Source organism: Terriglobus albidus (assembly GCF_008000815.1).
GTDB classification, from domain to species: Bacteria; Acidobacteriota; Terriglobia; order Terriglobales; family Acidobacteriaceae; genus Terriglobus; species Terriglobus albidus_A.
The window spans coordinates 1,389,026-1,403,922 of record NZ_CP042806.1; the positions used below are offsets into that span (position 1 = coordinate 1,389,026).

A 14,897-nucleotide genomic window follows, 5' to 3' on the forward strand; every position below is an offset into this window, starting at 1 on the left:
TCGCGGACGAGTGCCGTTTATGAGCCAATAAAACTCATCGGGTATCGTCGTATGGCTCGAAGTGGGATCTCTCCGGTCTTTGAACGAATCGTGGTGTCCGCTTTTATGAAGAAAAAATATACAAAAATCCTTTTTGCCTCCGTTCTGGCATTTGGGGCGATCACGCTAGCGCATGGGCAACAGTCTAGAGACGTGCTCACCGTTGACCAGGCGGTGGATGAGGCAATCAAGCACAATCTTGACTTCCTCGCGCAGAAGTACGATCTCAGTGTTGCTGAGGCACAGATCGTTACCGCGAAATTGCGCCCCAACCCGCTGCTTACCCTGGATGCGGACCACCTCGACCTACTGGGGACCGGCTTCACTACCGCCGGGACGAACCCGAACAACGGTGGTCCGGTGGAGTACAGCGTTCGTGGTGACTATCTCTACGAGCGTGGTGGGAAGCGCCAGGCCAGGACGGCGCTCGCCGTCGGCAACCGGGATGTGACTCGACTCTCGTTGGCAGATTCCGTGAGAGGGCTGATCCTGACGGTGCAGGGCGCGTTCGTGGACGTCCTGAATGCCAAGCAATCGCTGCAGCTCGCCCAGGAAAACCTGAAGACCTTTCAGGACATCGTCACCATCAATCAGACCCGGTTCAAGGATGGCGATATCGCGCAGGTTGAGTTGATGCGCTCCGAAGTTGCGGAGCTTCAGTATGCCAACGCCGTTCGCCAGGCGCAGTTGCAGGAGGTCTCAGCCTTGTCGCGGCTGCAGCTCCTGCTGGGACGCACACCGTTGCAGCCGATCGATGTGCAGGGCGATCTCCGGGAGGATTTTCCCGACGGAACCAGGGAGGCCCTTTTCAATCTCGCGCTGCAGGACCGGCCTGATCTACAGGCTCTGGTTCGCGATGAGGGACGGGCCGATGCCGACCTACGCCTGCAGAAGGCAAATGGAAAAGTAGATTGGCAGATCGGCGCGGAATACCGCCGGCAGACTGTCACCGCCCAGGCCAACACGCTGGGATTCTTTGTCCAGAGTCCGGTTGCTCTGTTCAACCGCAACCAGGGCGAGATTGCGCGGGCACAGCAGGCGCTGCTGCAAGCTCAGGCGCGTAGCCGCGCGATGAAGGCTACCGTACAGAATGACGTCGATCAGGCGTTTTTGCAGTATCAGGCCTCACGCGATACTTTGCAGAACGTGGAGCGCTCGATGCTTGGCAAGGCGAAGGACGTCCGCAGTATCTCGGACTATGCCTACAAGCGAGGCGAGATCAGCCTAGTCGAATTTATCGACGCCGTCCGCGCCTATAACGACACGATGCAAACCTACAATGACGCCCGCGCCGGTTACGCGCGGAGCCTCTACGGTCTCGACGCTGCGACCGGCTCCACTACAGCGGCTGGAAAGGTGCCACTGCCATGAAGCTCTCCCTGATCTCTCTTTTCGCTCTCTGCCTGTTGGCGAGCGGTTGCTCGAAGAAGCAAGACCCGGCAAACGCCGCGGAGAAGGCTGTCGTCAGCGGCAGTCACATCAAGCTGCCGGTGGACTCGCCACAGCTTGCCCGCATTCAGACACAAGCGGCCAGTGTGGAACAGGTACCGCAGCAAGAGTTGGTATTGCCCGCAAAGATCGAAGCCGATCCAACGAAGGTTTCTCATATTGCGCTTCCCGTAAGCGGCCGCATCCGCCAGGTGCTGGTAGCCCTAGGGGATAACGTGCGTCAGGGACAGCCTGTACTCACCGTCGACAGCCCGGATGCCGCTACGGCCATGAGCGCCTACCGGCAGGCACAGTCGAATATCGCAGTATCGAAAGCTCTTCTGGCAAAGGCAGACGCAGACCTGACGCGCGCGAAGGACCTCTTCGCACATGGCGCCGCCGCGGAGAAGGATGTTTTTGCAGCGGACGCGGTGAGAGTGCAGTCGGAACAGGCGTTGGTACAGGCGGAGGCCTCCTTTGAGGAAGCAGGCAAGCGTCTTTCCGTCCTCGGAATTCAGCCCGGCAGTGTGATCAATCAGTACATCACTATTCGATCCAGTGTGACCGGCAAGGTAACTGAGATCAATGCGGTGGGCGGAGAACTGCGCAATGACACCAGCACTCCCTTCCTGACGGTCGCCGATCTGAGCACCGTATGGGTCTCCGCGGATGTTCCGGAAGATCAGGTGCGCTTCGTCCGCGTAGGATCGCCGGTATCGATCACCATCAATTCATTTCCCGGAGAGGTCTTTGCAGCGAAGGTCATGCGCATTGGGGATACGGAGGATCCACAGACCAGAACCATCAAGGTACGAGCCTTCCTCCCGAATCCCCAGGGCCGGTTCCGTCCCGACATGTTCGCATCGATCCGTGCACAGCAGGGAGCAGTAGAACTACCGACAATTCCTCGGAGCGCCGTCCTCGAAAGTGAAGGCAGGATCACCGTCTTCGTTGAGCGGGCCAAGGGAGACTACGAACAAGTTCCCGTGCAGTTTGGTTGGCAGGGACAGGACCGTGTCGCGGTTGTCAGCGGCATTCACGCCGGAGATCGTGTCGTCGTAAGCGGCGGCATGCTTCTCCGGGGATATTGAGGTAAATCGATGATCTCTCAGATCCTTCGCTTTGCCCTGCGTCAGCGCTTCATCACGCTCCTGCTCTGCCTGCTCCTGATCGGATTCGGCCTCTGGTCTTTCGAGCAGTTGAAGATCGAAGCTTATCCCGACATCTCCGACACTCAGGTTGAGGTCATTACGACCTATCCGGGTCTTGCCGCCCAGGAGATGGAACAGCAGATCACCATCCCACTGGAACGCGCGCTGAATAACGCTCCCAAGCTGGAGGCGCGCCGTTCGCGCACCATCTACGGTTTGTCGATCATCGATCTGACCTTTGCCTATGGAACGGACGACTACTTTGCCCGCCAGGTGGTGAATGAAAAGCTCGGTCAGGTCACCTTGCCTCCGGGCGTCGTGCCCTCACTCGCGCCATTGTCCACGCCCATTGGCGAGATGTATCGCTTCACGCTCGAAGGCCCGCAGGGCATGGGCGAAATGCAGCTCCGGGAACTGGAAGACTGGGTTATCGCTCCGCGGCTTCTTCAGGTTCCCGGAGTAGCGGACGTAACGCCGTTCGGTGGCCTGATCAAGCAGTACCAGATCGCGATCGATCCTGCGTTGCTGGAGAAGTACGGTCTGACCGTAAATACCGTGGTCAACGCCGTGAAATCCAACAACCGCAATGCCGGCGGAGCCGTTATCGACAATACCCAGCAGTCGATGGTGGTGCGCGGCACCGGTCTGCTGCGCTCGACAGACGATATCGCCAATATCGTACTGACCGCGATCAAAGGCACCCCAGTGCTTGTGAAGGATGTTGGCACCGTACAGATCGGCGCTGCTCTGCAAACAGGCATCTTCGGACTGAATCAAAAATCGGGTGGTATCGAAGGTATCGTCCTGATGCGCCGTGGAGAGAACCCATCGGAGGTACTGGCAGCGCTCAAGGACGCGATTACAGAACTCAACGAGACCCGGCTGCCGCCCGGCGTACGCATTGTCCCCATCTACGACCGCACAGAGCTGGTGGACAACACGTTGCACACCGTCTCGCATACTCTGCTCGAAGGATTCATCATCGTCATTTTAGTGCTGATGTTTTTTCTCGGAAGCCCAAAAGCAGCGTTGTTGACAGCCATTACCGTCCCTCTCTCTTTGCTGTTTGCATTCATCTGCATGTACCTCAATGGCGTGCCGGCAAACCTGCTCAGCCTTGGCGCCCTGGACTTCGGCATCATCGTCGATGGAACGCTCGTCATGGTGGAGCACATCGTGCGTAACCTTGCCCACCGCAAGCCCATGCCCGGTGAAGGTGTCATGGATGTCATTCGCGATTCAGCTCTCGAAGTCGAGCGGCCGATCTTCTTCTCGTTGCTGATCCTGATTGCCGCCTACATCCCGCTTTTTACACTGCAGCGGGTCGAACGCCGTCTCTTCACGCCGATGGCCTTCACTGTCTGCTCGGCTCTCGTCGGGTCGCTCTTGCTCGCACTCACAGTAATTCCGGTGTTGGCGACCTATCTCTTCCGAGACAAGTTCCCAACCTGGGAGAATCCGGTGCTCGGATGGTTGAGTGAACGCTATGAGCGCGTATTACATGTTCTGATGGAGCGCCCCCGCACCGTTGTGCTGGCAGCTTCGGGCATCGTTCTAGCCGCCCTGTTGATCGGTGGCACGCTCGGCAGTGAGTTCTTGCCAACACTCGATGAGGGCGTGATCTGGATTCGCGCCAACCTTCCTCCGGGAATCTCGCTCCAGGAGTCTTCTCATATCGCGTCCGACATGCGGGCAATCATCCAGTCCTATCCGGAAGTAAAGCTCGTAACCTCGCAGACGGGACGCAACGACTCGGGTACGGACCCATTTGGTCCGAATCGCAACGAGATGCTGATTGCGTTGAAGCCCTACAACACATGGCCCTCTGGTGTTTCCAAGGCCGATCTGATTCAGGAACTCCGGGCACGGCTAAATCGAGAGATTCCCGGAGCGACGCTTAACTTTACGCAGCCCATCATCGATACGGTAACCGAAACGATTACGGGATCGTCCGCGGATCTCGCCGTAATCATCAGTGGGCCTGACCTGGCAGAACTTCGCGGCCTGGCGAACGCTTCATTGAAGACGATCCGCGACGTCAAAGGCTCGACCGATGTCTCCATCGAGCAGGAAGCGGATCAGCCTGGCTTGCGCATCGACGTCGATCGCGGAAAGATTGCACGGTACGGTCTGAATATCGAAGACGTGAACAGCATCATCGAATCAGCCGTCGGTGGCATCCCTGTCGGCACGCTTTACGACCGGGAGCGTCAGTTCGATGTCATCACCCGGTATGTCCCGAGCGCTCGCAGCACTCCGAGTGATATTGGGAACCTTCTGCTCCACACTGCCGATGGCGGGCGCGTACCGTTGCGTGATGTTGCCTCGATCCAGGTCGTCAACGGAGCCAGCATCGTAGCTCGACGTGAGAATGAACGCCAGATTACCGTGCGCACAAACATCATTGGTCGCGATCAGGGAGGATTTGTAGCCGAGGCACAAGAGCACTTTGCATCCCAGATCAAGTTGCCGCCTGGATATCGCGTGACGTGGGGAGGGCAGTTCGAGAATCTCGACCGTGCCCGGCGGAGACTTTATGTCATAATGCCGGTCACCATCGGCATTATCTTTGCGCTGCTGTTCTTTGCTTTCGGATCTACATCGAACGCTCTCCTTGTCTTGATCAACGTTCCGTTCTCTGCTGTCGGAGGCATTCTTCTCCTGTGGTTGCGGGGAATGCACTTCAGCGTCTCCGCCGCAGTTGGATTCATCAGTTTGTTCGGCGTCGCCGTGATGAGCGGAGTACTTTACATCTCCGAGATCAATCGCCGCCGCCATGAGGACGGAGCGAGCCTTGAAGAAGCTGTCATCCAGGGCGCGAAGTCACAGCTCCGCCCACGCCTGATTCTTATTCTTGTCGCGCTGCTGGGCATGGTACCCGCGGCAACGGCAGTCGGTATCGGATCGGACGTGCAGCGTCCTCTTGCCAGCGTAGTCGTGGGCGGTCTACTATCCACGCTGTTTTTGACGCTGTTGGCGCTGCCCAGTCTCTACTATCTGGTCGAACACCGGAAGGAGCAACGATGAGCACCCGAATTTTGATGATCTTCTGTGATGAGACTGACCTTTGGATGGGTGGCGAACAGCTCTATGCCGCAATTGTGCGTAAACTCCATCGCCACGGCATTGCCGGTGCGACGGTCTTGCGCGGTCTGATGGGCTACGGAGTCCACCGCCGTATCCACAAGAAGGGACTCTTCGGCGTCTCCGATGAGACTCCGATTGTGATCCTCGCCATCGACGAAGAACAGAAACTGCGAGAGATGTTGCCGATCCTTGTCCCGATGGTCAAAGAAGGCCTCATCAATCTGGTGGATACAGAAGTGATCTCCTTCGGTGCAGATCGTGCATTATCCGGCGAAGAAGACGCAGGAACTCGGGATGATGAAGATGGCGACTAGAGCCGAAAAGCTTACCTTATTGGCTGTGCTGTTGCCCGGCATGGTGCAGGCGCAGCGGCACTGATCGGGCCAAAGGAGGGGCATCCACTTCGAGTGCGTATATCCCAGGCTGAAGTTGCTGAAACTGGTAGGCTCCGCTGGCGTCGGTCACGCCCGCGCGAATGGCTCCAGTGAGATTCATATTGGGTCGGTTTATTCGAATCCCTGGGTAGAGTTGTTTGAAGACAAACTGAACTTCCAGTTCGATTACAAGAGTTATTCGCGCGTGTCACTGCCAGCCGCTGTTACTGAAGAAATTGCCGTTCTCTCTACACAGAGAAACACTATCTGTCTCGTGAGGACTGTTTGCCTGGCCAGATCTGAAGCGCAAGTTTCCCGATCTTCAAAAGCGTTTCCTTGCTCGCACCCGCACGGGCTTGCAGCGACATCCCTAAGAGCGTCGTTCTGAAGAACGAGACCAGCAGACGAAGGTCCGTCGATTTTGGAATCTCCTTATCCCGCACCGCCTTCTCCAACCGTTTCAATAAAACCATGTCGGAGAGTGCCCGAAGCCGATCCAGCTCTTGTTGCAAGTGGTCGTACTTTGGGGAACATGTAGGAAGGGCGAGGCAAAGCATGCAGCCACTAGGCTGATCTTTGCGGGTCAATTCGGCAGCAGTGACGCGAAACAGGTTCTCAAAACCCTCTTTGGCCGTTTTGCCTTCCATAACAGCAGCGTCAAAGACACTGCCTCTTCCTGTTCGGTAGTGGTTTACTGCATCGAGAAATAGCGTCTCTTTATCACCGAACGATGAATAGAGGCTCGAGGTTTGGATGCCCATAGCGCCGGCGAGATCGTCAACGGAGGTCTGCTCGAATCCCCGGTTCCAAAACAACAGCATGGCCGCGTCTAATGCGGTCTCTCTGTCGAACGTCTTTGGCCGTCCACGTTGACTCATGCCTGTGTACCCCTTTTATTGGAGCACACGTTTCAAAAAAAGTTGCAGCCTGCTGAATCCTACGCAAGCTGTACACATCTATTTCTGAAACGATCGTTCTATAAAAATGCCGCCAAGTCAGGCGAGACGCGAGAACGATGCGACACGATTTTAGGAGATACCATGCAAGGCATTCTCAAAAAGGGATCATCGCTGGTGCGTACAGGGATGTGGTTGATCGCTTTGTCCGCTATCACAGTTGCTGCCGCCGGCTGCAAGCAAGCAGCACCTGAAACGAAGCCAAAACTAGCGGCGGCTCCGGTCGATGCGGCGCAGGTCATCACCAGAGATGTTCGCGTCTCCGATGAATTTAATGGCCGCGTGTGGGCGACGAACTCCGTAGAGATTCGGCCCCGCGTGACAGGCTACATCGACCGCATTGCCTTCCGGGAAGGGCAAATGGTCCATAAGGGTGATCTGCTTTATGTCATCGATCCCCGGCCCTACAAGGATGTGGCAGATAGCGCCAAGGCTGGATTGGACCGGGAGCACGCGGCGGCAGACTTCGCGAAGATCCAGACGGAACGGGCGCAACGGCTCAAGCAGCAGGACGCCGTCTCCCAGGAGGAATTACAGAACCGCAGTTCTGACCTGCTGCAGAGTGGAGCACGGGTCAAAGCAGCAGAGGCAGCCGTGGCTTCCGCTGAGCTGAACCTCTCCTATACCGAAGTGCGCTCGCCGATCGATGGCCGCATCAGCCGAACCCTGCTGACGTTGGGAAATCTTGCCCAGGCGGATCAAACCGTGCTGACATCGGTCGTTTCGGTGGACCCGGTTTATGTCTACTTCGACTGTGATGAACAAAGCTATCTTCGCTTCCAGCAGAGCTCGCATCGCGGAAGCGGCGTTGGCGCTGAGAATCCAGTCCGGGTTGCCCTGGCGAATGAGGCAGGTTTTCCGCATGCCGGCCACATCGATTTCGTTGATAACCAGCTCAATCCGACTACTGGCACTATTCGAGCCCGTGTGGTGCTCGCAAATCCTGACCAGACACTGACACCCGGCTTGTTTGCCCGCGTTCAGTTACAGAGCGCTGCGCCGGCACAGGCGATTCTGATCGACGATAAGGCCGTTTTGACGGATCAGGACCGCAAATATGTCTATGTCGTCGGAGAGGGTAACGTCGCGCAACGTAAGGATATCGTTCTGGGCGGCACGAATGATGGACTGCGCATTGTGAAATCTGGCTTGACGCCTCAGGACCGGGTGGTTGTGGGAGGGCTGCAACTGATTTATTTCCCCGGCGCACCGATCACGCCAAAGGAAACCAGCATGGAAGTCTCAACCGCGGGTCTGAACAATATCGCCGTCGCGGCAAAGAAATAAGAGGTCACGGCAATGAACATCTCGAAATTCTTCATCGATCGTCCCATCTTCGCGATTGTTCTTTCCATCATCATCTTTTGCCTTGGGCTCATCGCGATCCCAATTCTTCCGTCGGGACAATATCCCGAAGTCGTGCCGCCGAGCGTGGTCGTGCGCACGAACTATCCCGGAGCGAATCCTAAGGCGATCGCTGAGACAGTTGCCGAACCGCTGGAAGAAGCCATCAACGGTGTTGAAGGCATCATGTACATGAAGTCTGTTGCCGGCTCGGACGGCAGCCTTCAGGTCATCGTTACGTTCCGTCCGGGTGTCGATCCGGATACCGCGGCTGTTCGTGTACAGAACCGTGTCAGCCAGGCTTTATCCCGTCTGCCAGACGAAGTTCGCCAGTTCGGTGTGACTACTCAGAAGCAGTCGCCGACACCGCTGATGTATGTCGGCCTGCTGTCTAAGAAAGGCCACCACGATGCGCTATACCTTCGGAACTATGGTGTCCTTCATGTGAAGGACGAGTTGTCGCGGTTGAATGGCATTGGCGATGTTCAACTGCTGGGTTCCGGCGACTATTCCATGCGGGTATGGCTGGATCCGAACCGCCTGGCATCGCGCGGTATCACCTCGGACGACGTTGTCAGTGCTATCCGGGAACAGAACGTGCAGGTGTCCGCGGGTCAGCTTGGCGCGGAACCTTCGCCGAAGAAGCCGGACTTTCTCACCTCCATCAACGTTCGCGGGCGGCTTACAACGCCGGAAGAGTTCAGCAACATCGTGCTGAAGTCCGGAGCAAACGGTCAGGTGGTTCACCTGTCAGACGTCGCGCGTGTAGAGCTCGGATCGAGTGACTACACACTTCACACGTACCTTGATACTCAGGACACCGCCATTGTTGGCATCTTTCTGACGCCCGGCGCCAATGCACTCGGCGTCGCGAAAGAGGTCTATGCCAAGCTGAAGGAGCTGTCGAAGGCGTTCCCGGACGATCTGGACTATAAGGTCATCTGGGATCCGACGGAATTTATTCGGGATTCGATTGACGCGGTGCAGCACACGCTGATCGAAGCTGTATTCCTGGTAGTTCTTGTTGTCATCGTGTTTCTGCAGACATGGAGAGCTTCGATCATCCCGTTGATCGCAGTCCCCGTTTCCATCGTTGGCACCTTCGCGTGGCTCTACATCCTGGGCTATTCGATCAACACCTTGACCCTCTTCGGCATGGTCCTGGCGATCGGTATCGTAGTGGACGATGCAATTGTTGTGGTCGAGAATGTTGAGCGGTTTATCGAACATGGGCTTACCCCACGTGAGGCCGCTCACCAGGCAATGAAGGAAGTTTCGGGGCCAATCATCGCTATCGCGCTCGTCCTCTGCGCGGTGTTCGTTCCGATGGCTTTCCTTACGGGAATCACGGGCCAGTTCTACAAGCAGTTCGCGGTGACCATTGCGATCTCGACGGTCATCTCCGCGATCAACTCACTCACTCTTTCGCCGGCGCTTGCAGCGAAGCTTCTGCATACGCCAGGCGCGCAAAAAGACTGGTTCGCACGTGCTATCGATGTTGCTCTCGGCTGGTTCTTCCGCCCCTTCAACCGGCTCTTCAAAAGAAGTTCTGAAGCGTATCAAGGCGTTGTTGGACGGAGCTTCCGCTTCCGTGGCGGTGTGTTTCTGGTCTACTTTGTGTTGATCGGGTCGATCTACCTGTTGTTCAACAACGTGCCCGGTGGCTTCATTCCCACCCAGGATGAGCTGTATCTCTTCGGAGGGGCGAAACTGCCTGAGGGCGCATCCCTGGCACGTACGGATGATGTCCTTAGACAGATGGTGAAGGCGGCGCATGAAGTCGACGGCGTCGAGATGCTCCCGGCCATGTCGGGCTTCAACGCATTACAAGCCGCGAACACACCGAACCTCGCAACTTCTTACATTCGCCTCAAAGACTTCAAAGACCGACACGAGACTGCCGAGCAGATCCTCGTTGAGCTCAACAAGAAATATTCCCGCATCCCCGGCGCCATCGCCTTCGCTTTGATGCCGCCGCCGATTCAGGGACTCGGGAATGGATCCGGTTACTCGCTCTATATCGAGGATCGTGCTGGACTTGGTTATGGCGCTCTGCAGAGTGGATTGGCAGCATTTCAGGCTGCCGTCTCGCAGACACCCGGCATGACCTATCCGGTCTCTTCGTATCAATCGAATATTCCTCAACTGGAAGTTCAAGTGGATCGAGAGAAGGCGAAGGCGCAAGGCATCTCGCTCACCGATGTCTTCAACACGCTCCAGAGCTATCTTGGCTCGATCTACGTGAACGATTTCAATACCTTCGGCCGCGTATATCGCGTGATGGTGCAGGCGGATGCTCAATTCCGCCAGCGCCCTGAAGACATTACAAATCTTCGAGTGCGGAATGGGAACGGAGAGATGGTTCCGATTGGCTCGATCGCGACAATTACGCAGGCATTTGGTCCAGATCCGGTGATGCGCTACAACGGTTATCCCGCTGCAGACCTCATCGGTGATGCCGATCCGCGTGTGCTCTCATCAGGTCAGGTCATCGACAAGCTCAACGAGATTGCAAAGAAGACGCTGCCTCCGGGTATGGTGCTGGAATACACCGACCTGAGCTATCAGCAAACGACGCAAAGCCATTCCGCGGCGATCGTGTTCCCGTTGGCAATTCTGCTCGTCTTTCTCGTTCTGGCTTCACTCTACGAGAGTTGGACTCTACCGCTCGCCGTTATCCTCATTGTCCCGGTATGTATCTTTGCCGCACTCTTTGGCGTGTGGCTTACAGGAGGCGACAACAACATCTTTGTCCAGGTTGGCCTGGTAGTACTGATGGGCCTCGCCTGCAAGAACGCCATTCTGATTGTCGAATTCGCCCGCGAACTCGAGATGCAGGGTATGACGACGGTAGAGGCTGCTCTCGAAGCCTGCCATCTGCGTCTTCGTCCCATCATCATGACCTCGATTGCCTTCATAGCAGGTTCGGTTCCATTGCTTCTTAGCCATGGCGCGGGCAGCGAGGTCAGAAAGGTGACCGGTATCACCGTATTCTCGGGAATGCTCGGAGTCACGTTGTTTGGGTTGTTTCTAACGCCAGTTTTCTACGTAGTGTTGCGGAAGTTGAGCGGGCAAAGACTCCATAGCCATGATGAAGAGAGCTTCGAGGAAGAGGTAGAGGTAAGCCATGTCTAAAGTCCTGTTTGCAACACTGGTGCTTTTCGGGACTCTCGGGTGCTCCGTCGGGCCGCGCTATAAGCAACCAAATGTTTCTCTTCCGAGTCAATTTACTGCACCTGTTTCGGCCGGCTCAACCGATACAAGTGCCAAGGCAGAGCCATCTGATCCGGAGTTCTGGCACAGCTTTCACGACCAGGAACTGACAAACCTTGTCGAACGATCTCTGTCGGCCAATAACGACCTCCGATCGGCTCTTGCCCACTACGACGCCGCGGCTGCTCTTTTACGCCTCAGCAAGTTCGACAAGTACCCGACAGTGACCGCCAGTGAGGATGTCGGACGCCAGAGGCTCGCAGCCAATCAGGCGTTTGGCTATCCGCGCAATTATCGCTATTCGACCTCGTCGATTAACGCCAGTTGGGAACTCGATTTCTATGGACGTATCCGCCATAACGTCGAGGCGCAGCGTCAGCAACTCCTTGCGAGCGGAAATGATCTCGCTGCGATGCAAGTCGCCATCGTGGGAGAGCTGGCAACAACCTATATCGATCTTCGGGGCCAGCAGGAGCGTCTCCGTGTGGCTCGAGAGAACGCGGCCAACCAGGAGCGCACCGTAAAGTTGGTGGAGGCGACCTTCAACGCCGGTCGCGGAACGCAATTCGATACCGCTAGAGCCCGTGCGCTGTATGAAAGTACGACCTCGCGCATTCCTGCGCTTCAATCCGCGATCGCTATCGATGAGCATCGCCTTGCCGTGCTGTGCGGTCAGTCGCCTGATGCTCTCGTCGGTGAGCTTGAAGTCGAAAAAGCTCTGCCCGATCTGCCCGAGAGCATCGATCCGGGAACTCCGGCAGATCTCGTCCGCCGTCGTCCGGACGTCAATGCATCCGAGCAAAGGCTCCATGCGGCAACTGAGCAGATTGGCGTCAACACCGCCGACCTGTTTCCTCGCGTGAACTTCGGCGGTCTGCTGGGTCTGATGCAATATCACTCCGACACAGCCTTCGATGGCGTCAGTCCAACGAATCTTGCGGGACTCAGCATCGACTGGTCCTTTCTGGATCGAGGCAGGGTGAAGGCGCGCATTGCAGCCAGCCGTTCAGATGGAGATGCCCAACTGGCCCAGTATCAACAAGCGGTCTTGTTGGCGCTTGAAGATGTTGAGAACGCACTTGTGAGATACGCGCGCTCGCGTGAGCAGGATGCCGCACTCCGGCAGGCTGCTCTCGACAGTAAACGGGCAGCGGATCTGGCGAACGTCCGATACAAGGAGGGCGCGACCGGTCTTCTCGATCTACTGGACGCACAACGTGTGCAGCTCCAGGATGAGGACGCGTATGCAGAGAGTCATTTGGAGAGTGCCGCCGACGCTGTCAGCCTATACAAGTCATTAGCCGGCGGCTGGCCTCAACGGCAACCGCAGCCCGTAAGGTCCGGAAAGCCATAGAGTCCGGTTTCCCTTTGACGTGGCCGGATACAGCCACGGAAGGTGAGACGATGTCCTCGCATTCGCGAGGACATCGTTTCTGCGTCAGCAAGAAGCGCCCCGTGGTTGCAAGACGTTTATACTCATCGGTTTGACAGCCCGCAAAAAATTTATGGAATACGACCACACCCCGTCGAAGGTGAGGGCGACGCATACACGCTCAGCCTGACAACGCTATGGATCTTCCATAAAAGTGATTCCATGCGTGCGCGACGCTGGCTGTCGACCTGAGCGATAAGACAGCAATGCAATCGCCCCGCGCGCCGATCCAACGTCAGATGTTCGACGATTGCCTGGGCATGCTCCAACGCCTGCAGCACGCGTGACAACATCCGGTGATGATCTTCCAGTTCCAACTGTACTTCGTAACGCATCCTGTCTCCTTAAAAGCAAAAAGCCACCCTCCGCCAGAGGCGAAGGGTGGCTTTGCGAATCCGTATCGAGTTGCTCTAAGCCGTCCCGTTCGCCTCCATAGCGATGCAAATCACCCGAATTCCAACCAGAATGCGCACGGCCACAGCATCAACAAAGAGTTGAGTAGATGCGAGCGGTGTTGGACGATGGGCTGTCATGAAGAGATCGGGTCGAACGGTTGAAGCTCCTGGATCAGTTTTTAGAATACTCCACTTGAGTCGAACGAAACTCGGTTCATACGTCGCTTTTCTCGAGACTGTAGGAGCAATGCTCTAGCGTTCAACCGCGAGGGCCACGGAGTTTCCTCCGCCGAGACATAACGCTGCAACGCCTTTCGTCACATCTCTGCGAATCATCTCGTGCAGCAGTGTGACAAGAATTCGAGCGCCGCTTGCGCCAATCGGATGGCCGATCGCAACGGCTCCTCCATTCACATTCACATTGGAGAGATCCAGGTCGAGCTCTTTGGTCACGCCGAGAGCCTGCACGCTGAACGCCTCATTGAGTTCGTAGAGGTCGACCTCGTCTTTCTTCCAGGCTGCCTTCTCCAGCACCCTGGTCACACCTATGACCGGAGCAAGCATGACCCATCGCGGCGCAACCCCGCTCTGCGCCTGGGCTCGGATGCGCGCCATGGGCGTGAGTCCTAACTTTGCAGCGCGATCCGCGGTCATCAGGAGCACTGCCGCCGCAGCGTCATTAAGTCCCGGTGCGTTGCCGGCAGTCACCGTCCCGTCTTTTTTAAAGGCGGGACGCAATGCAGACAGTGCCTGAAGGGAAGCATCCTCGCGAATGCTTTCATCTGACTCGAAGCTCGTGATCGTCCCTTTCCTGTCCGGAATCTGCACGGGAACGATCTCGTCCTTGAATCTTCCCTCACGTCGAGCCGAAGCCGCTCTTCTGTGTGATTCGAGGGCATAGGCATCCTGTTGTTCCCGGGTTAGATGGTGCTTGTCAGCAACCAGTTCCGCGGTGAGACCCATGTGCTGGTTGTCACAGGCGCACCACAGGCCGTCCTTGATTACAGAGTCGACGATGCTGCCGTCGCCCATGCGCAGTCCTTTACGTGCTTGTGGCACCAGATAGGGCGCGTTTGACATCGATTCCATCCCGCCGGCGACGACAATCTCCGCATCACCGAGCATGATTGCCTGTGCTCCCAGCCCGACTGCTTTCAATCCACTACCGCAAACCATGTTGACGGTGAGCGCGGCGACGGTGTCGGCAAGTCCACCGCCCAACGCTGCCTGGCGCGCAGGATTCTGGCCGAGGCCGGCCGGCAACACGCAGCCCATGATGCACTCATCCACGGAGTCTGGCGCAATTCCTGCACGGCTTACCGCCTCGCGCACAACGACCGAGCCGAGCTGGGTTGCGGCTACCTCGCTCAGTCCACCGAGAAACTTGCCAACCGCTGTCCGAACCGCCGATACGATGACTACATCTCGCATTGTTACCACTCTCATCAGGTTGTTCTCACAAAGGGATCGATGCGGGC

Annotated in this window: 11 protein-coding genes; 7 read left to right on the top strand and 4 right to left on the bottom strand. The window is 56.9% G+C overall.

What is annotated here, in order from left to right:
• The first annotated feature begins 192 nt into the window (after positions 1-192).
• Genes FTW19_RS05550 through FTW19_RS05565 form a run of 4 tightly spaced genes read left to right on the top strand, consistent with a single transcriptional unit; the run spans position 193 to position 6,019 of the window.
• Positions 193-1,410 carry a TolC family protein gene (locus FTW19_RS05550; protein WP_187143296.1) on the top strand — a complete coding sequence of 406 codons (1,218 nt, stop codon included), beginning with the start codon at positions 193-195 and terminating at the stop codon, positions 1,408-1,410.
• Entirely contained in the window at positions 1,407-2,558 is a 1,152-nt protein-coding gene (locus FTW19_RS05555) for an efflux RND transporter periplasmic adaptor subunit (RefSeq protein ID WP_147646711.1), read from the top strand. The genes FTW19_RS05550 and FTW19_RS05555 overlap by 4 nt, the downstream gene beginning before the upstream one ends.
• Positions 2,559-2,567: 9 nt before the next feature.
• Complete coding sequence (locus tag FTW19_RS05560) at positions 2,568-5,645, top strand: efflux RND transporter permease subunit (protein ID WP_147646712.1); 3,078 nt, start codon at positions 2,568-2,570, stop codon at positions 5,643-5,645.
• Positions 5,642-6,019 (top strand): DUF190 domain-containing protein, encoded by a 378-nt coding sequence (locus FTW19_RS05565; protein WP_147646713.1) that lies wholly within the window; start codon positions 5,642-5,644, stop codon positions 6,017-6,019. The genes FTW19_RS05560 and FTW19_RS05565 overlap by 4 nt, the downstream gene beginning before the upstream one ends.
• Before the next feature lie 16 nt (positions 6,020-6,035).
• On the opposite strand, the gene FTW19_RS25705 is transcribed toward FTW19_RS05565, so the two are convergent.
• Together FTW19_RS25705 and FTW19_RS05570 are read right to left on the bottom strand one after the other, a co-directional pair.
• On the bottom strand, positions 6,036-6,200 hold the full coding sequence (locus FTW19_RS25705) for a hypothetical protein (RefSeq protein ID WP_187143298.1): 165 nt from the start codon (positions 6,198-6,200) through the stop codon (positions 6,036-6,038).
• 142 nt (positions 6,201-6,342) lie between these two features.
• Positions 6,343-6,957 (bottom strand): TetR/AcrR family transcriptional regulator, encoded by a 615-nt coding sequence (locus tag FTW19_RS05570; protein ID WP_147646714.1) that lies wholly within the window; start codon positions 6,955-6,957, stop codon positions 6,343-6,345.
• Positions 6,958-7,119: 162 nt separating this feature from the next.
• On the opposite strand from FTW19_RS05570, the gene FTW19_RS05575 reads away from it, so the two are divergent.
• Genes FTW19_RS05575 through FTW19_RS05585 form a run of 3 tightly spaced genes read left to right on the top strand, consistent with a single transcriptional unit; the run spans position 7,120 to position 12,946 of the window.
• Positions 7,120-8,322, top strand: a complete 1,203-nt coding sequence (locus FTW19_RS05575) for an efflux RND transporter periplasmic adaptor subunit (protein ID WP_147646715.1) — start codon at positions 7,120-7,122, stop codon at positions 8,320-8,322.
• A 12-nt stretch (positions 8,323-8,334) separates the two neighbouring features.
• The gene (locus FTW19_RS05580) at positions 8,335-11,514 is read left to right on the top strand and encodes an efflux RND transporter permease subunit (RefSeq protein WP_147646716.1); all 3,180 of its coding nucleotides are present in this window, start codon (positions 8,335-8,337) and stop codon (positions 11,512-11,514) included.
• Positions 11,507-12,946, top strand: a complete 1,440-nt coding sequence (locus FTW19_RS05585) for an efflux transporter outer membrane subunit (protein WP_147646717.1) — start codon at positions 11,507-11,509, stop codon at positions 12,944-12,946. Before FTW19_RS05580 ends, FTW19_RS05585 begins: the two co-directional genes overlap by 8 nt.
• A 149-nt stretch (positions 12,947-13,095) precedes the next feature.
• On the opposite strand, the gene FTW19_RS05590 is transcribed toward FTW19_RS05585, so the two are convergent.
• Together FTW19_RS05590 and FTW19_RS05595 are read right to left on the bottom strand one after the other, a co-directional pair.
• A complete protein-coding gene (locus tag FTW19_RS05590; RefSeq protein WP_147646718.1) occupies positions 13,096-13,359 on the bottom strand; it encodes a hypothetical protein in 264 nt (87 codons plus the stop codon).
• A gap of 312 nt (positions 13,360-13,671) precedes the next feature.
• Positions 13,672-14,850: an acetyl-CoA C-acetyltransferase gene (locus tag FTW19_RS05595; RefSeq protein ID WP_147646719.1), complete on the bottom strand. Its 1,179-nt coding sequence runs from the start codon at positions 14,848-14,850 to the stop codon at positions 13,672-13,674.
• Positions 14,851-14,897: the final 47 nt, after the last annotated feature.